This window comes from Halomonas sp. DN3 (assembly GCF_024137905.1).
Taxonomy (GTDB): Bacteria; Pseudomonadota; Gammaproteobacteria; order Pseudomonadales; family Halomonadaceae; genus Halomonas; species Halomonas litopenaei.
The window spans coordinates 1,258,886-1,276,647 of record NZ_CP099965.1 but is presented as its reverse complement, the minus strand read 5'-3'; the positions used below and the strand labels follow the sequence as shown (position 1 = coordinate 1,276,647).

14 protein-coding genes are annotated in these 17,762 nt (G+C 64.6%); 6 read left to right on the top strand and 8 right to left on the bottom strand.

The window, feature by feature from the left end; translation table 11 throughout:
• Nucleotides 1-59: 59 nt before the first annotated feature.
• The 3 genes from NKF27_RS05635 to NKF27_RS05625 all read right to left on the bottom strand — a co-directional run bounded on the left by NKF27_RS05635 (nucleotide 60) and on the right by NKF27_RS05625 (nucleotide 3,814).
• Nucleotides 60-533, bottom strand: a complete 474-nt coding sequence (locus NKF27_RS05635; protein ID WP_108131542.1) for an RES family NAD+ phosphorylase — start codon at nucleotides 531-533, stop codon at nucleotides 60-62.
• The gene (locus tag NKF27_RS05630; protein ID WP_045991913.1) at nucleotides 533-979 is read right to left on the bottom strand and encodes an antitoxin Xre/MbcA/ParS toxin-binding domain-containing protein; all 447 of its coding nucleotides are present in this window, start codon (nucleotides 977-979) and stop codon (nucleotides 533-535) included. The genes NKF27_RS05635 and NKF27_RS05630 overlap by 1 nt, the downstream gene beginning before the upstream one ends.
• A 501-nt stretch (nucleotides 980-1,480) precedes the next feature.
• Nucleotides 1,481-3,814 carry a hypothetical protein gene (locus NKF27_RS05625; RefSeq protein WP_253555656.1) on the bottom strand — a complete coding sequence of 778 codons (2,334 nt, stop codon included), beginning with the start codon at nucleotides 3,812-3,814 and terminating at the stop codon, nucleotides 1,481-1,483.
• 812 nt (nucleotides 3,815-4,626) lie between these two features.
• Between NKF27_RS05625 and NKF27_RS05620 the strand changes: the two genes are divergently transcribed.
• Nucleotides 4,627-5,007 carry a VOC family protein gene (locus NKF27_RS05620; RefSeq protein ID WP_253555655.1) on the top strand — a complete coding sequence of 127 codons (381 nt, stop codon included), beginning with the start codon at nucleotides 4,627-4,629 and terminating at the stop codon, nucleotides 5,005-5,007.
• A gap of 283 nt (nucleotides 5,008-5,290) precedes the next feature.
• Here the strand turns inward: NKF27_RS05620 and NKF27_RS05615 are convergent, their stop codons facing one another.
• The gene (locus tag NKF27_RS05615) at nucleotides 5,291-5,566 is read right to left on the bottom strand and encodes a glutaredoxin domain-containing protein (protein ID WP_253555653.1); all 276 of its coding nucleotides are present in this window, start codon (nucleotides 5,564-5,566) and stop codon (nucleotides 5,291-5,293) included.
• Nucleotides 5,567-5,825: 259 nt separating this feature from the next.
• Nucleotides 5,826-8,171 carry a mechanosensitive ion channel family protein gene (locus NKF27_RS05610; protein WP_253555652.1) on the bottom strand — a complete coding sequence of 782 codons (2,346 nt, stop codon included), beginning with the start codon at nucleotides 8,169-8,171 and terminating at the stop codon, nucleotides 5,826-5,828.
• A gap of 105 nt (nucleotides 8,172-8,276) precedes the next feature.
• On the opposite strand from NKF27_RS05610, the gene NKF27_RS05605 reads away from it, so the two are divergent.
• Nucleotides 8,277-9,272, top strand: coding sequence for an amidoligase family protein (locus tag NKF27_RS05605; RefSeq protein WP_253555651.1), 996 nt, complete (start codon nucleotides 8,277-8,279; stop codon nucleotides 9,270-9,272).
• On the top strand, nucleotides 9,265-9,993 hold the full coding sequence (locus NKF27_RS05600; RefSeq protein ID WP_045991909.1) for a gamma-glutamyl-gamma-aminobutyrate hydrolase family protein: 729 nt from the start codon (nucleotides 9,265-9,267) through the stop codon (nucleotides 9,991-9,993). Before NKF27_RS05605 ends, NKF27_RS05600 begins: the two co-directional genes overlap by 8 nt.
• Before the next feature lie 112 nt (nucleotides 9,994-10,105).
• On the opposite strand, the gene NKF27_RS05595 is transcribed toward NKF27_RS05600, so the two are convergent.
• Nucleotides 10,106-10,534: an OsmC family protein gene (locus NKF27_RS05595; protein WP_045991908.1), complete on the bottom strand. Its 429-nt coding sequence runs from the start codon at nucleotides 10,532-10,534 to the stop codon at nucleotides 10,106-10,108.
• 249 nt (nucleotides 10,535-10,783) lie between these two features.
• Here NKF27_RS05595 and NKF27_RS05590 point away from each other — a divergent pair, with 249 nt between their 5' ends.
• Nucleotides 10,784-11,659, top strand: coding sequence for an aldo/keto reductase (locus NKF27_RS05590; RefSeq protein ID WP_253555650.1), 876 nt, complete (start codon nucleotides 10,784-10,786; stop codon nucleotides 11,657-11,659).
• Nucleotides 11,660-11,699: 40 nt separating this feature from the next.
• Here NKF27_RS05590 and NKF27_RS05585 read toward each other — a convergent pair whose 3' ends face one another.
• Entirely contained in the window at nucleotides 11,700-12,260 is a 561-nt protein-coding gene (locus tag NKF27_RS05585) for a DUF1415 domain-containing protein (RefSeq protein ID WP_253555649.1), read from the bottom strand.
• Between the two features lie 33 nt (nucleotides 12,261-12,293).
• On the bottom strand, nucleotides 12,294-12,974 hold the full coding sequence (nfi, locus tag NKF27_RS05580; RefSeq protein ID WP_045991905.1) for a deoxyribonuclease V: 681 nt from the start codon (nucleotides 12,972-12,974) through the stop codon (nucleotides 12,294-12,296).
• A gap of 124 nt (nucleotides 12,975-13,098) precedes the next feature.
• Here nfi and NKF27_RS05575 point away from each other — a divergent pair, with 124 nt between their 5' ends.
• Complete coding sequence (locus tag NKF27_RS05575; protein ID WP_253555648.1) at nucleotides 13,099-14,424, top strand: exonuclease SbcCD subunit D C-terminal domain-containing protein; 1,326 nt, start codon at nucleotides 13,099-13,101, stop codon at nucleotides 14,422-14,424.
• Nucleotides 14,421-17,735: an AAA family ATPase gene (locus NKF27_RS05570; RefSeq protein WP_253555647.1), complete on the top strand. Its 3,315-nt coding sequence runs from the start codon at nucleotides 14,421-14,423 to the stop codon at nucleotides 17,733-17,735. The genes NKF27_RS05575 and NKF27_RS05570 overlap by 4 nt, the downstream gene beginning before the upstream one ends.
• Nucleotides 17,736-17,762 lie beyond the last annotated feature (27 nt).

Sequence of the window (17,762 nt, the reverse complement as noted above, 5' to 3'; positions counted from 1 at the left end):
CTCGATTTGCCTGGCAGACCTGCCGGAGCGCCAAACGAACTGACTCGGCAACCGGAGCCCTACTGGATGCCCTGAAACAATCTCGGATTGTAGATCCGTGCCCGGATGTCGATGAGCGAGACTTTATCCATGTCCGGGTGCAGCGGATTCACCACCGCCACCTGATCAATACCCGCAGCAGCGGTACTTGGCACCAGCAGTATCAAGTTGCGGGCCGCCGACAGGAACGCGGTACCGAGTCGCCGCGTGTGTTCAGGAGGGGGAAACAGGTCCCAGCCATCAGGCAATTCATCGACTCCGACCTTCTCGACGGCGCTGCTTTGTACGTCATAGATGCCCAGGCGAAAATCCTTCGGGACCAATCGCGGGTCTGGAATATAGTTACCCATTTCCAGCATGGCGACGGAGGCGCTGGTACCGAAATACAGCACCGGATGGCCGGGGTCATTCCAGCGCGCTCCATCGTGATAGCTGGCACCGCGCCCGGACAGGTTGGCCAGAAAACGCTCAGGAGCGATACGGTACAGCCTCATCAACTGAAGTCGCCGTGACTGATCTTGCGCAGCACCTGTCGTACCAGTTCACGGCCAGCAAAGGTATCCAGGAGTTCGATCGGGCGCGAGCCGGCGAGTGCGGGTACCTCGGCGTGCAGCCATTGATGACCGACCGCTTCGTCAGCGAACACCTCACCTACCTCGACAAACAACTTCAGCGTGTCGAGCACTTCTTCGCTTTGCGCACGCCCCAGCGCCTTGCGCTTGTAGAAGCGATGCAGATTGCCGGAGTCCGTCTCCAGCAGTCGTACAAAGAGATCGCGGTCGGCCGACAGTGCATCAATCGCCTGTTTGAGCACGCTTCCCGGCAGCCCTTGCCTGACGGTTCTGATAAAAGCGGCTGAATCGGTGTACACCTCGCGGGGCAGGTCGATCTGCGCCATCACCCCGCCACCCGCTGCACGGTCCTTTTCGAGAAGCTCCATCGCGGTCTCCCGGCGCTCACTCGCTGGCACGGCGCCAGCAACGTTCCCACCTGTACGCTTCAGCATACCTCAGATCGAAGTTTTACCAACATCAATATGACCTAAGCCCAGCAAGGGTGCCCCCTCGCCGACTCGCCACCGCACAGCTGAACGCGTCACCGCCAGCGGGCAGCACCGGCCCGAGGGATTCAACTCGTTCTGGATCACCAGCCCCTGCAATATCATCCACCTGGTGTCACCCGCCGATGACTCGCCCCCCTACGATATGACAAAGGAAAACTGAGCCAACCGCATGCGGCTGCCACAGCCCACCGGACGCAAAAAAGGCCACCACGGGTGGCCCACAAGGCTTGCTGGACTAGCCTGAGATCGGATCTATCAGATGTGCGGTGGAGTCTTTCGCGTGGCGAGACTGGCAGCGACATCACGCACTTCGGCTTGCGCTCTCTATCACTTGATTGCGTCTTCGCTCACTGGTGTCAGCACCGTCTACCCATCCCGCTACTTTCTCCTACGACGAAGGCGTTCCGACAACCCATTCGAAATCTCTTGCACCTTTCCACGCAACTCGTGCTCCTCTGCCATGCCCTTGGCAGACTGCCATGCTCCTTCGGCAAGGCCTCGGCTTGCATTAGCGACCTCAACAAGTTGCTGCTTGCTCAACCACTCCATCATGCCAGGGCGCACCTTGAGCCTGTCATTTACGGCGTGGAGTTCGGTCTGATAGATCGCCGGGTGTACACCGCACATGGCTATTACTCGCAAAGTGTCGGCTAACCTTTGCTCTGGATACAGCCTACCCGAGCCAGCAAGAAGACTCAGTCGCTGGAGGCACTCACCGCAAAAGGCGTGGTCATCCTCAAGGCGCCAAGCCAAGTAGCCTCCCTCCCGGCTATCAGGCAGACAACCAAGCTTCTGGTTCAACTGAGTTTGTTTATCAGCCAATGCTTTCACGACGCGCTGCTGAAGGGCATCCAGGTCCCGGTGAGCTTGCAACTCCCACTCACGGTGGGCCTTCGCCTTGATCCGCCGCAGTTGCTCGGTCAACTGGGGGGCCGTCATCTGTGCCAGCGCGGGCGACCCTGATCCAAACACCAAAGCGCCGGCAGGGCCGAACAGCAGCATACCCAGGGAAGCACCTGCCACGCTTCCACCAGCGGCTAGTCCCGTACGTACCATACCGTCGAACAGCACCTGCTCCACGGCCTGCTTTCCGGTAAGCTGACCGCGCCGGTAAGCGATGAGGCCCCTTGCGACGCTGATTGTGCCGGCGAGACTGATTACACTGGGGTTGAGCAGTTCCACACCGGCGCCCAAGGAGTCGCGGGTGACCTGATTAACCACCTCGTTGCTCAAGCCTTCGATGAAAAAGACGTTGTCTGCCCACTCCTCGGGTATCTGGGAGGCCAGTTCAGCATTTGCGATAACAGGATAGTCATACCGTTCGAAGTGTTCTCTCAAGCCATCCAAGGTGGCATGAAACTTGACTTGAAATGGCTGACCATCGACCAAGATATCCCAGCCCGGCTGATTGGCGGTCTCCGGTAGGCTGACGGTATGACCTGCGGCCGTCAACTGGGCAGCGACAGCCCGCTCTGCCACGTAGCCCTTGAGCTGGCTGACACCACCCAATACTTCCCTCTCACCGCCAGAAAGCAGTTGAACAGCCATCTCAGCGAAGCTGAGGCTTCCATCAATATCCTCACTGCGCACAAAGTTGGCCGCCTCGAGCACAGTGGGATCAACGGCTGCTACCGAATAGAGCACATCACCCACCGTGAGCGTTGCCATCGCGGCTACTGTCGAGCGCTCGCTTACCTGGTGCGTTTCCCCGCTAATCCGAGGGTCAATGGCGATATCATCATCAGAGATAAACGATGGCAATGGCTGGGCCATGGCCTCAAGTACGTCATCGGGCGGTAATGCGACAGAGTGAGTGGCTACGACAGCTAGGCGCTGCCACTCATCGCGATAGCGCTGGAACTCCTCATCACGGATTCCTACAACGCTGGACAGATGCGGCGCCAGAGCAAAGCAACTCCTGGCGGAGTCGAGGCCGGATGGGCCTTGCAGCTTACCCTGCAGCGTGAGCATAGCGACCACTCTTGCCGCCACCGCAGCCCTGATCTTGTCGCGTGCAGAGCGCAGGAACAACCACCCGCCCCCACCCGCAACGGTCAGAATGGTGATCGGGTTGGACAGCACAGAAACGATCGAGACCAGGAGAGGCCCACTGGCCAGAGGAATAAAGGCTGAGGCCTGAGCGGCCAAGATGTAGGCCGAAAAGCCCGCCGCACTAACGCCGGCACCAAAAGTGCCAAGAGAGCCTCCAAGCAGCAGCGCCTTGCGGAGCGCAGCATCGTTATGACGATTTGCCTGTGTCTCGTCCAAAAGCCGCTGGTGACTTTGTTCATCCAGCGCATCGAGCGAAGCGACAGCGCGTCTAAGCAGTTCACGACGCTGCTCAGCGGTGGGCGGAGCTTCCTCATCCGTAAGCGTCTGCTCAAGCAGTTCGTCCAAGACCGGAAAAACCACATCATCCAGGGTGATGGCGTGCTGCCCCTTCGCCAACCAGCCCCGCTGTTGGAGCCAACGACGCCCCGAGTCAACCAACTTGGGTGGGTCCAACACATGAATCAATCGCGCCGTCAGATCATCCGCCAGGAAACCGCAGCCTCGGAAAGTAGTGGTCAGCCGCGCGGGCAGACCCAACGCATTTCGCAAGCGAACCCATAGCAGCAGCCTAAGCAAATGATCATTGTGCTCGGATTCTAGCCAGTAGCGCTGACGTTCGCTGAGCTCTCTGGCCCCTTCCACTGCCTCAGGCGCGCTCAAGCGTGGCAGCACGTCTTGGGACTGGCTTCCGCGCCTCCGCTTAACCCACTGGCCAAGCTGCCGGCCGATAGCTCCCGCGCGTTCGCTATTCTGTTCAGCGCGCTTAGCCAGACGGCGTTGCCAATGACTGTCATCGAACAATGCTAAGCAGGTAGCGAGAAGCTCACGGTTTGCACTTCCCAGCCCAGACAGAGTGTCTGTAGGCGAGAAAGAAATCTCTGAGGGCAGTTCGCGTCTATCTGCCATAGGCCTCACTCCTGAGTTGAAGCTCGAACGGGCAGCCGTTTCCGTCAGCTTTCATGAAGTTTAGCGTCATCCAACATCCGCTGGAGCTCGTCCACGGACTTTTCCGCCTTCCACCTCATAGTCGTTGACCAAGGCATTGCAGTTACTTGCACGACGACCTGCCCAGCCTGACAGTGCTCGCCGGGCTCGGTCATGCCGGGGAATCACCGACAAAGTCTAGGCTTACAATCGATGCACCAGCGAAGATGAAATTGCGTCCATCGCTACCTTTGCCTACTAGGTAGCGGAAATTATGGGCCAGATTCTCTGCAGCCTCCTTTCCTTTCAAGAACGCTTCTCCGCAAAGACGCCCCGCCGAGTCTCGATGGCCCGACAGGGCTATACTCACCAATGTCCTTGCCTACCGCCTGCAGCAGCTTCATCTGCCCCGACCATCCTGTGGCGATGGGGCGCCGCCGGGCGATCTCTGAAGCACTGCTACCTGGGAGTTCCCCATCGCCACCCGGGTAGGGGCCAGCCGTGTTCAGATCTCACCCACGCCCGCTGCTGGCATCGAGGTCTCACAGATGAATGCCAACTTCTCTCCCGGCGAAAATATCGCCATGAAGATTCCGGCCCACGAGTACGAGGCGACCGTTGCCTTCTACCGCGAGATCCTGAAGTTCGAGGAATTGACGCCCCCCGGTGACCGGGAGACGCCACGCTTTGCCTTCGGCGACAAGATACTGTGGCTGGATCGCGAGCCGCACTTGAGCCAGGCGGAGATCTGGCTTCAGATCTTGGCCAGCGACATCCAGGCCGCCTCGAGCTACCTCGAACAGCGTGGCTGTCAGCGCTGCGACGAGATCGAGCAGCTGCCGAAAGAATTCAACTCGTTCTGGATCACCAGCCCCTGCAATATCATCCACCTGGTGTCACCCGCCGATGACTCGCCCCCGACGATATGACAAAGGAAAACTGAGCCAACGGTATTGCGACTGCCACCGCGCGCCAGACGCAAAAAAGGCCACCACTGGTGGCCCACAAGGCTTGCTGGACTTGCCTGAGATCGGTTCCATCAGATGTGCGGTAGCGTCTTTCACGTGGCGAGACTGGCGGTGACACCACGCGATTCGAAGGCTCGTTTGTCACAAGGGGTGGCCGCGCTGGTTTCAGGGTTCGCTGGCTTCAGGCCACCCTTGCTTCAGGCCGCTTATGGTTCATGAGCCCCACGACGTCAGACGCTTTGCTTCAGGCTACCTTTCCCTCGCTGAAGCGCTTCTTCAGGTAGGCGACGATGTCCATGGATTCGTACATCCAGGTCTCGCTGCCGTCTTCATGGGTGATCAGCAGGCACGGCACCTGAATCTTGCCGCCGCCTTCCTTCAGTGCCTTGCGGTGCGCCGGATTGGCGCCCGCGTCGCGGATATCCACCTCGACGCCGAGCTTGTCGAGTTCACGGCGCACAAAGGCGCAGAACGGGCAGTGGGCGAAATGGTAAAGCGCGAGATCCTTGGCAACGGTCATGGTGACGACTCCCTCGTGGGTGATACCGCTCAATAGCGATGTGGTCGGTGACGCCACTCCATTGGAGAGCCGACGACACCAGAAACAGTTGGTGCAGGCGACGGCACGTTCCAGAGGTTCAACCTTGGCGCTGAGCCTTGGTACCAGACCTTGCCGCCGCCCGACTTGCTAGCTTGGTGTCGACACCTGCGAGTTCCTGACAGCCTTTCCCGACTTTTTTCACCTCAGTACGGTTTATGCGGGGTACAGCACAACGCCATCAGGTTCCCGGGTCGGGCGAGGCGCCGGTAGCACTGGTTTGATGGTGGGGGTCTGCCACCCCGGCCTGACCCCGGCCACGACCACTGGCATCGCGACCCTGATGGTCGGCCTCGCCCTCGCTGGTGGTGCCGTCGAGACGCCCGCCGCCACGACCTTCCATGTTGACGCTGAGGCGCGGCGCGCCCAGTTCGACGCCCATCTCCTCCATGCGCTGCTTGAGCAGCATGTTGAAGGCACGGGCCACGTCCCACTGCATTTCCGGCGAGGTGCGAAAGCGCATCCGCAGGATCGCGCAGCCGTCCTCGAAACGATCGATCCCCTGCATCTCCAGCGGTGACCAGATGTGGTGGCGCATGATCGGGTCCTGACGAAGATCCCGGGCGGTCTCCTGCATCAGGGTGGTGGCGTCGTCGATCTTCATGTCGAAGGGAATACGGATCTTCATCAGCGCCACACCGAACTGCCGCGACATGTTGTGGATGGAGTCGATACGCGAGAAGGTCAGGATATGTACGATGCCGTCCAGGTCGCGCAGGCGTACGGTCCTGAGCGTCAGCCCCTCCACCGTGCCCATGTGACCGTTGATCTGGACGAAGTCGTCCACCGCCAGGGAGTCCTCGATCAGGATAAAGATGCCGGTGATCAGGTCCTGCACCAGGGTCTGGGCACCGAAGCCGATGGCCAGACCGATCACCCCGGCACCGGCCAGCAGCGGCGTCACGTTGACCCCCAGATTGGCCAGGCCGACGATGGAGGCGATGATCACGATGGCTGCGAAGATCACGTTGCGAATCATCGGGGTGATGGTCTGGGCCCGTGCCTGGTTGACCCGGCGCCCCCGCGAGCGCGCCGAGGAGGTCAGCGCCCGCTGGATGGCGGTATCGGCGAAGATCCACACCAGCCAGGCCAGCAACACGGTAAAGGCGATCGCCAGGATCGCCTGGCCGATGCGCACGCTGGCCACCCCTTCGCGGCCGATGCCCACCAGCGAGCCGCCCCACACCTGCAGAGACAGCTCGGCGAACACCAGCCAGGCAAGCACATGCCCCAGGGTATAGGCGAAACGTTCGAGCCGGCGGCGATACTCGCTGTGGTGGCGATGGCGCCCCCGGCTGTGGTCATGACGTTCGTTCTGGCGGCGCAGCAGCGCGGTGACCACCAGCGTCAGCACCAGCAGGGCGGCGTTGATGATCGAACGGGCCAGTGCGGTACCGACATCGCCTCCGGTGACGAAGATCGCCACCAGCGAGGCCCCCACCAGCAGCAGCGCGGGAATATGCCACAGCCGACCGATCACCCGGGTGACCTCGGTGGGACTCGAGCAATCGCTGCGGATGGCATAGGTGCGGTTGCGAATCAGATGCTTGATCGGCCGCTTGAAGCGAACGATGAAGCGGAAGGTCAGCACCGCGGCCAGGATATTGGCCAGCACCGAGGCTAGCGAGGACAGGTCGAAGCCCAGCAGGTCCACCAGACGTTCGGTCTTGAAGGCGTCGCCGAGGGCGATCAGTGCGCCGATGACGAACAGCGGACGCAGGGCCCGCTGCTGCAGCAGCTTGACCGCGGTATAGCGATGCCCGCGGGTGAACACCGAGATGACGATCTCGACCACCACCGACAGGATGCGCCCGCACAGCGCGGCGTAGGCGATCACCGATACGACGGTGCGCCCGGCGCTGCCGGGCACCAGCTGTGACACCCCCAGCACCGCCAGAAAGGCCAGCGCCCAGGGCAGCATGCGGCGCAGAAAGTGAGCCGCCAGCAGCCACGCCTTGGGCTCTCTCGGCAGGTCCATCGGCCAGCCTCGGCGGGACCCGATCAGACGCCCCAGCGCCACCAGGATGATCACCATGCCACCCCAGATCGTCAGCAGGATGCTGAACTCCACGGCGAACTGGGCCAGCTCGCTATGGCTGGTGTCGGCGATCAGGCCATTGATATCGCGCCAGCCCTCCGCCAGCTTGGCGCGCCACTGGGCCATGGGCGAACCGGCGCCTTCGGCCTGCTCGCCAAGCTCGGTGAAGGTGTCGGCAAGCGCCCCCAGCAGTCCCTGGGAGCTGGTGCCGGTTTCCGCTGCGGCCTGGCCCGCGTCGCGCAGTGACCTGAGGCTATCGAGCAACTCCTGACGGCTCTGGTCGCTTTCCAGCGTCTGGATCAGGGTATCCAGGGAGCGCTGCAGCTCTTCGGAGGAGGCTTCCTGGGGGGCCTGTTCACCGCCTGCGGCCAGGGCCTCCAGCGCCAGGCCCTGGGCCGACGCTTGAACGGGCAAAACACATACCCCAATTAGAAAGAGAAGCACAAACCATTGAAATATGTGAAAGATTTTACTTCTATGCAGCAACATTCGTGCTCCCTGCCGGTGAGGACTCGGCGCCGCCGCCGATGAAAAGTGACCGCCTATGGTAGTCTGCGAAGTAACGTCCCACTAATGCCTTATCAGGATGCCGCCATGAAAGCTCAAGCGCCACCCGAGCCCACCACCGCCGACGGAGACATCCGCAAGGTGGGAGTGGAAATCGAGTTCGCCGGCCTGGACCCCATGGCCACCGCAGAGATGGTCCAGTCCCTGTTCGACGGTCGTATCGAGGTCCAGAGCGCCCACCGGATGAAGGTCAGCGACACCCAGTGGGGCGACTTCAAGATCGAACTGGACTCCCACTACGTCCACCCCGAATCCCCCGAGGAGGCGGCCAAGGCACCCGGCGACGACTGGGACCGCATGCGCCGCGACCTCGACCGTCGCTCTCGCGAGCTGCTTGGCGACATGGTCACCGGCCTGGTGCCGACGGAGGTCGTCTGCCCCCCGGTCCCCTGGGATGAGCTCGACAAGCTGGACGCGTTGTTCGACGGACTGCGCGAGCACGGCGCCAAGGGTACCGAGGCCAGCCTGCTGTACGGTTTCGGTCTGCACCTGAATCCGGAGCTCCCGAGCCTCGAGGCCGAGGACATCCTGCGCTATCTGCGCGCCTACCTGCTGTCCGCCGACTGGCTGCGCGAACAGATCCGGGTCGATATCACCCGGGAGGTGCTGCCCCACGCCAACCCCTTCCACAAACGCTACTGCCTCAAGCTGTTCGACGAGGACTATGCGCCCGATATCGACCAGTTGATCGATGACTATCTGGCCGACAACGACACTCGCAACCGCGATCTGGACATGCTGCCGTTGTTCGCCCACCTGAGGCCCGACCATCCCCACGAGCTGTTTCGCAAGGAACTTGTCCAGCCGCGACCCACCTTTCACTACCGTCTGCCCAACGCACAGCTTTCCGAAGCCGACTGGGGCGCGGTGACCGAATGGAACCGCTGGCTCGAGGTAGAACGCCTGGCCTGCGCGCCCGAGACCTTGCATGAGCGTATGGCGGAGTATCGAGCCCGTCACCTCGACAGCTCGCTGTGGCAAAAGATAAAGCACAAGCTCAAGGGAGACTCCAAGGATGGCTGAACGCCCGGTGATCGGTATTTCCACCTCCGACCACAAGAGCCTGCTGGCCTGGTGCTTCGACTGGTTCGCGGTGTGGCGCCATGGAGGCAAACCGCTCAGGCTATCGCCGTCGCGGCCACGACCGGACCGGCTCGATGGCCTGATCGTCGGCGGAGGTGATGACATCCAGGCGCATCTGTACGGCGGCGAGATGCAGCTCGACGTGCGCGTCGATCCAGAACGTGACGAACTGGAACTCGAGCTGCTGGCCCGCGAGATCCCGCGCAATACACCGGTACTCGGTATCTGCCGCGGCTCGCAACTGATCAACGTCCACCTGGGTGGCACCCTGGACAGCGACATCTACACCACCCACGAGGGGCTCAAGCGCCGGCGCACCGTGCTGCCACGCAAGACCGTGGACATCGTCGAGGGTAGCCGACTACATCAGCTGCTGCGGGTCAGCTGGTGTCGCATCAACAGCCTTCATCACCAGGCGGTGGAACACACCGGTCGCGGTGTCGATATCGTGGCACGTGACCGGGACGGCCTGGTTCAGGGGATCGAGTCCCGTGAGCACGACTTCCTGCTGGGGGTTCAGTGGCACCCGGAATTCCTGATCTTCAATCGCCCCCAGCAACGACTCATCCGCGCTCTGGTCGACGCGGCGAGAAAGCCCCACGCCGAGCGCCAGGTGCCACCGGAACCCCGCGCCGAACGTCCCACGCAAAGCGCCTCCTGAGCACGAGCCTTCGAGGGTCAATGCAGCTGCGCGAAAAAGCCCGCCAATCGGCGGGCTTTTCCATGTGGCAACAACATCGTGGCAACGACGTCGCTGACGCGACCCGGCCGGATCAGGCCAGCTTGGCGTCCAGGCTGATCTCGGCGTTCAACAGCTTGGAGATCGGGCAGCCGGCCTTGGCCTTCTCGGCGGCCTCCTGGAACACCGACTCGTCGGCGCCGGGGATGCTGGCGCGAGTGGTCAGATGCACCTTGGTCACGGCGAAGCCACCGTCGACCTCATCGAGGGTCACCTCGGCGCTGGTGTCGATGCTGTCGGCTTCAAGGTCGGACTCGCCCAGAATCATCGACAGTGCCATGGAATAGCAGCTGGCGTGGGCCGCACCGATCAGCTCTTCCGGATTGGTCCCGGCCTGGCCTTCGAAGCGCTGCTTGAAGTCATAGGGAACATCGCTGAGCGCGTCGCTGTTGGTGGACACAACGCCCTTGCCCTGCTTGAGACTGCCCTTCCACTGCGCGGATGCGGTGTTGGTGATACTCATGACGACTCCTTCCAGTTGAGATACACGGGCTGGTAAACACACTACGGTGGCGCCTCTTCCTGAGGCGCTCGCCCCGCCACCTCCCATCGATGGGCGGTACCTGCGGGGCCAATCATCCCTGGCGGGACAACTGATGACTTCACCATGCATCTTGTACCGAGGTCTGTCCAGCCTCGTCTTGCGCGCCGACGGTCATGGCTGCGATAGTCAATCGCATCTCTGGAAAACTATTCCGCAAAGGTGTGCGACATGACGACTGCCAAGGTTCTGCTGGAAACCGGAAGCACCGCCGAGGCCCTGCCTGCCCTGGGCCAGGGCACCTGGTACATGGGTGAAGGGCGTGCGCCCCGGCGACAGGAAATCGCCGCCCTGCAACGTGGGCTGGAGCGAGGTCTGCGGCTGATCGACAGCGCCGAAATGTACGGCGACGGTGCCGCCGAACGCCTGGTCGGCGAGGCCATCCAGGGTCGCCGCGACCAGGCGTTTGTGGTCTCCAAGGTCTACCCCTGGAACGCCGGTCGCGACAGCGCCATCGCCGCCTGCGAAGCGAGCCTTGAGCGCCTGGGCACCGATTACCTGGATCTGTACCTGCTGCACTGGCCGGGGAGCATCCCACTGGACGAAACGCTGGAGGCCTTCGATCGCCTGGTCGCTGCCGGCAAGATTCGTCGCTTCGGTGTGTCGAACTTCGACGTGGACGATATGCAGACGCTGGCTCGCCTGCCCGGTGGCGGCGACTGCGCGGTCAACCAGGTCCTCTACCATCTGGCGTCGCGGGGAATCGAGGTCGCCCTGAGGCCATGGCAACGCCGGCAACGGATGCCGCTGATGGCTTACTGTCCGCTGGCCCAGGCCGGCGCCGTCGGCGCAGATCCCCTGGCCGACCCGCAACTTGGTGAGCTCGCCGCGGACCTCGGCCTGACCCCGGCGCAACTGCTGCTGGCCTGGGCCATCCGACCGGTCGAGGGCCAGCACGAGGTCATCGCGATTCCCAAGGCCGCCTCCCCCGAGCACGTCGACGACAACGCCAGGGCGCTGGAGGTAACCCTGGACGAGGCAACACTTGCGCGACTCGACGCCCTGTATCCGGCGCCACAGCGTAAGGTGCCGCTGGATATCGTCTAGGTGGGTCCAACCTGATGAGAGAGCTGAGTGCGCCTTCGGCTCAGCGAAAGCGCGCTTTCAATTCCGCCAGCCGCTCGGCCAGACTGTCGCTGCCGATCTCCCTCAACCTTTCGATATTGCGCTCGGGGATAGCCTCGGGGTCGGGATAGTGGGCCAGCGCCCTTTCCAGACCCTCTTCACGCAGCAGATGCCAGACCGGCCAGGGAGAACGATTGGTGAAGTTGGCCGGATCATCATCATCCACGCCGTCGAAGACATAGTCAGGGTGGAAGCTCGCCAGCTGGAAGACGCCCTCGTAGCCACGGTCGGCGAGCAATGCCTCGGCCATGGCCAGGGCGTCGAGATAGTCGTCGAAGTCAGCAAGCCCTCGGGTGAACACCAGCAGACTGGTCTCCACCTCGGGTGTCGTCTCGAGATGGTGGCAGGCCTCCATCAGCGCCACCAGTGCGTCCTCGAGCCTGCGCCCATCGACCTCGATATAGCGAATCGACCCTCGTGTGACCTCACGCCCGGCGAAGGGGCAGACGTTGAGGCGAACCACGAATTCCTCGACCCAGGCTGCGGTGGCGGCAACGCCGGGGGATACCTCTGTGTCGGACATGGCGAGTTCTCGGATGCTTGAGTGAAGGCCGGCTCAGCGCCGTGATGCCAGCCTGTCGGCCAGCCTTGTGGGTTCGGGCAACTTGTAGCGGCCGAGGCAGGCCACCGCCCAGGCCCTGGCCGAATCCACCGACAGCCGGTGGCCCGGCGACACGAACACCGGCTTGACGCCGGCGCGCGAGCGTAGCACGACCCCGATGCGCTCGTCGCCGTCCATCAGGTCGGTACTTTCGGCACGCCCCTCGGGGACCTCGCCATGGCGTCCGGTCAGGCGTTTCTTGGCCACGCCCAGGGTGGGCAGATCCAGCCACAGTCCAAGGTGCGCCGCCACCCCGAGACGTCGGGGATGGGCGATGCCGTGGCCGTCCACCATGACCAGGTCCACACGGCTGTCGAGTCGTTCGAAGGCCGCCAGGGCCGCCGGTATCTCACGAAAGGACAGAAGCCCCGGCACGTAGGGCATGCGTGTCGGCTGACGCGCCACCACCTGCTCGATCGGCGCAAGCCCCGGCCAGGACAGCACCACCACCGCGGCGCGGGTGGTGTCGCCTCCATCTTCGAAGCCGATATCCACTCCGGCAATGTGTTCCACTTCACCGAGGGCATCCTCGCGTATCAGGCGTCCTGCCAGGGTACGCTGCAAGGCGATGGCCTCCTTCGGCGCCAGGTCCCAGTCGTGCAGCGCAGTCTCTCGTGTCCTGGGGTGCTGGGTCATGTCACCTCCCTGTTGACGACCAGGGGTGGCTGAAGACGCCACCCGCTCGCGGTAGACTATGCGCCAGTCACGGGGATCAACAAGCCGCCGGCCGCAAGGCCTGGCGCTCCATCAGGGAGGACGGATGAGGATCATCCACACCGCAGACTGGCATCTGGGCCAGAGCTTTCACGGCCAGGAACGTCACGAGGAACATCGCGCCTTCCTCGACTGGCTGGTCGACATCCTCGCCGAACGCCAGGTGGACGCGCTGCTGGTCGCCGGCGACGTCTTCGATGTGGTCAATCCGTCGCTGCGCGCCCAGGAGCTGCTCTATGACTTTATCGTCAGGGTCCACCAGCGCTGCCCTGACCTGACCATTGCACTGATCGCCGGCAATCACGACAGCGGCAGCCGCATCGAGCTGCCCGCCCCGCTGATGCAGCACCTGCGCACCCATGCCCTTGGCCGGGTGCGCTTCGTCGATGACGGCGCGCTGGACAGCGATCGCCTGCTGGTGCCCTTGCGCGATGCCCAGGGTGAGGTCCGCGCCTGGTGCCTGGCGCTGCCCTTCCTGCGTCCGGCGGAGATCACCGGTCGTGGCCGGCAGAGCAGACAAGCGGCGGAAGCAGCAGGAGAAGAGACGAACGCCGGCGACGACTATGTGGCGAGCGTCGAGCGGGTCCATCGCGAACTGATCGCGGCGGCCCGGGAAAAGCGCGAGCCTGGCCAGGCGCTGATCGCCATGAGCCACGCCCACCTGCGTGGCGCCGCCGTCTCCGAGGCCAGCGAACGCCCTATCGTCATCGGCGGCGAGGAATCGCTGTCGGCCTCGCTGTTTCCCGAGGACATCGACTACGTCGCCCTGGGGCACCTGCACCGCGCCCAGCGGGTCGGCGACGAACGCATACGCTACAGCGGCAGCCCGCTGCCGCTGGACTTCAGCGAAGTCGACTACCCCCACCAGGTGCTGATGGCGGACTTCGCCGATGGCGCCCTTGCCCATGTCGAGCCGATCAGCGTGCCGCGGGCGGTGGCCATGCGTCGCCTCGGCCCTGCCCCGCTAGAAGAGATCCTGGGCGCGATCGAGGCGCTGCCGGCCCGCGACGGGGCAGGCCCGGTCGAGCGCTGGGACTGGCTCGAGATCAACGTGCGTCTGGACGCCCCGATGCCGGAGTTGCGCTCGCGTATCGAGCAGGCGCTGGGCGACCGGGCGGTGCGCCTGCTGCGGCTGAAACGCGAACTGCCGGTCACTGAGTCACAGGCACCCGGACGTGGCGAGCGCCTCGAGGACATCGGACCCCGTGAGCTGTTTTCGCGCACCTGGAAAGAGCGCTGGGGCGAGGCACCGGACGACAGCGTGATCGCCGACTTCGACTGGTTGTGCCAGCGCGTCCAGGACGCGGATGCCGAAGACCAGAGCGCGGATGCGCAAGTCCAGCACACCACCGAAGGGGGCACTCAGCCATGAAGATTCTCGCCCTGCGCCTGTCCCAACTGGCCTCCCTGCCCGGTCCGGTCGAGCTGGACTTTACCGCGGCGCCACTGGCCGATGCCGGCCTGTTCGCCATCACCGGCCCCACCGGCGCCGGCAAGAGCACCCTGCTCGACGCCCTGTGCCTGGCGCTGTTCGGCAATACGCCCAGGCTTCGCCACGCCCCGGGGCGCGACTCCCATCTGGACGACCTGGACGGCTCTCGGATCGCCACCGCCGACCCCCGCAGCCTGCTGCGGCGCGGCGCCGCCAGCGGCTACGCCGAGGTCGACTTCATCGGCCGCGACGCTCGCCGTTACCGCGCACGATGGGCCGTGCGGCGCGCCCGGGACAAGGCCGACGGCAAGCTGCAGGCGGTGGAGCAATCGTTGACCGACCTGGACGACGAACGCCTGCTGACCGCCCAGAAGCGCGAATTCGCCGAGCTGATCCCCGAGTGCCTGGGGCTATCGTTCGAGCAGTTCACCCGCGCCGTGCTGCTGGCCCAGAGCGAGTTCGCGGCCTTTCTCAAGGCCGACGACAACGCCCGCTCGGACCTGCTCGAGAAGCTCACCAACACCCAGGAATACTCGCGCATCTCGGTCGAAAGCTACGCCCGGGCCAAGGAGGCCCGCGACGCAGTGGCCCGCCAGCAGGCGCTGCTCGCCGAGGACGCCCCCAGCGACGACACCGCACGCCAGGCCATGGAGCAGGAACTGGCCGAGGCCGAAGGCGAGCTGGACACCTGCCAGCGGCAGATGAAGGCGCTGGACGAAGAGGCCCAGTGGCTCGCCCAGGACGCCCAGTGGCGCCAGCGCTGCGAACAAGCCGACGCCAGCCTGGTCGAGGCAGAGGCCCAGTGGGAGGCACTGAGCGAGCAGCGCCGTGAGTGCGAGATGCTCGAGCGCGTCGCACCCTGGCGCCCCCAGTTGCTGCGCCAGCGTAGCCTTTCTCGACAGTTGCCGGACCAGCGCCACCAGCTCGAACAAGCCAAGTCAGCCCTGGCCCAGGCACGCACCGCCCTGGAACAACAGCACCAGCAAACCAGCCGTCGCCGCCAGACCCTGGAGGACAGCGAGCAGGCGCTCGAGCAGGCCCGGCCCGCCATCGCCCAGGCCCGTGAAATTGCCAGCGAACTCAAGGGCCGCGAGCAACAGCATCGACAGCTGGAGGACGAACACCAGAAGCGCAAGCGCCAGCGCGAGGATCTCGACGGGCAGCAGCGAGCCCTGGCAGAGCGCCATCGCCGCCATCTGGAGCAGCGCGACGCCGCCACCCGCACCCTGTCACGCCATCTTGGCCAGCATCAGCAGGTCGCAACGGCCAGGGCCGAGGCCCAGCAGCACCTCGAGGACGCCGGCCATCGTCTGCTGGCGCTGTCCGAACTGGAGCAGCGCTGGCGTCTACTGCACCAGCTCGATGAGCAGCAGCGCCGGCTCGACGCCGAGCGCCGCCGCGACAGCGCACAGCGCGACGAACTGCTGGACCAAGGCAAGCAGGCGCGGGCGCGCCTGGACCACGCCTCGGCGGAGCATGAGCAGCTCACGCGCTTTATCCAGCGCGCCCGCGCCACCCGAAGCGACAGCGTCGCCGACATGCGCGCCACCCTGGAACCGGACACCGCCTGTCCGGTGTGTGGCAGTCACGAGCACCCCTGGCGCGACTCGCCCCCCGCCACCCCGGAGGCCACCCAGCTCGCCGCCCAGATCGCACTGGAGGATGAACAGCTCGCCGTGTCCGAAAGCCGACTCGGCGAGCTGCGCGAGCAGCGTGACGCCCTGTTCGGGCGCTTTCAGGCGCTGAAGGCCAGCGTCGAACAGGCGGAAGCGAGCCTCCTCGCGCTTGAACCTCGAAGGAACGAGGCTCAGGCCGGTCTCGAAGAAGCCCAAGCCAGGCTCGACGACCCGGCGCTCGCCGAGCAGTGGCGCGCCCTCGACGCTGAGGCCCGCCAAGCCTGGCTCACCGAGCACAGCGACAAGGCCCGCCAGCGCCAGCAACAGGCTCGCGAGCGCCTCCAGGCACTGGACGACGCCGAGCGCCAACTGGCCCCGCTGGCAGAGGCCATCGAAGACGACGAGCGAGAGCGTCAGGCGCTTGCCTTGCGCGCTGCCAACTTCGACGAGGAACTCAAGCGGCTCGACGATCAGCGTCCCGAACTGACCCGCAGCATCGACGAGCACAGACGACGTCTGGCCGAGGCGCTCGGCGATGACCGCTCGGCGGATGCCTGGCTCGAGCGTCTCGAAGCCCAGGTCCGCCAGGCACGTCAGGACCATGAGCAGGCCCGCCAGGCCCATGACCAGGCCCAGCGTCAGGTGCTGAGCCTGACCCAGAGGATCGAGCACGAGGGCAAGGCGCTCTCGGTGCTGGAGGACGAAAAGACCCGCCTGGACGCGGAGCTGGAACGCTGGCGCAGCGAGCACCCGGACATCACCGATGGCGACCTGGAGCGGCTGCTCGACCAGGCCGATGATGCGCTCAAGGCCCTGCGCGCCCGACTGGACGGCGCCCGCGAGGCCTGCCAGACCGCCCGCACCAGTCGCGACGAGCGTCGCCAGGGCTGGCGCGCCTGGCGGGCCCGCCACCTGCCGGAGCAGGACCCGCAGACACTGCTCGACGAGGCCACCCAACGCCAGCTGGATGCACGCCAGGCCGACCTCGACGCCAGACGTGAGGCCAACCGGCCGCGGCTGGAGGCCGCCCAGCAACGCCGCGATGGCGCCCTGCACGCCGTGCGCGACGATGATCGACGCCGGCAGCGCCAACGTGACGGCCTCGAGGCCCTGGAAAGGGCCAGGGCCGAGCATCATCGCTGGGGCCGCATCGCCGAGCTGATCGGCGCCGCCGACGGCAAGACCTTCCGGCGCATCGCCCAGGCCTGGAACCTGGAGCGCCTGATCGACGAGGCAAACGTCCACCTGGCGGGCCTCAGCCGGCGCTACCGTCTGGTGAGAGGAGGCAGCCCGCTGGGGCTCCTGGTGATCGATCAGGACGTCGCCGACGAGCGTCGCTCGGTGCACTCGCTATCCGGCGGCGAGACCTTTCTGGTGTCGCTGGCCATGGCGCTCGGGCTCGCCTCGCTGGCCTCGGGGGAGCTGGCCATCGAGTCGCTGTTCATCGACGAAGGCTTCGGCAGCCTCGACCCCCAGTCGCTGGCGCTGGCCATGGACGCCCTCGACGGTCTCCAGGCCCAGGGCCGACGGGTCGGGGTCATCTCCCACGTCCAGGAGATGCATGAGCGCATTCCGGTGCAGATCCAGGTGCATCCCGCCGGCAATGGCGAGAGTCGGGTCGCGCTGTCCGACTGAGTCCCATCCGCCCCGCACGTCGCTGTC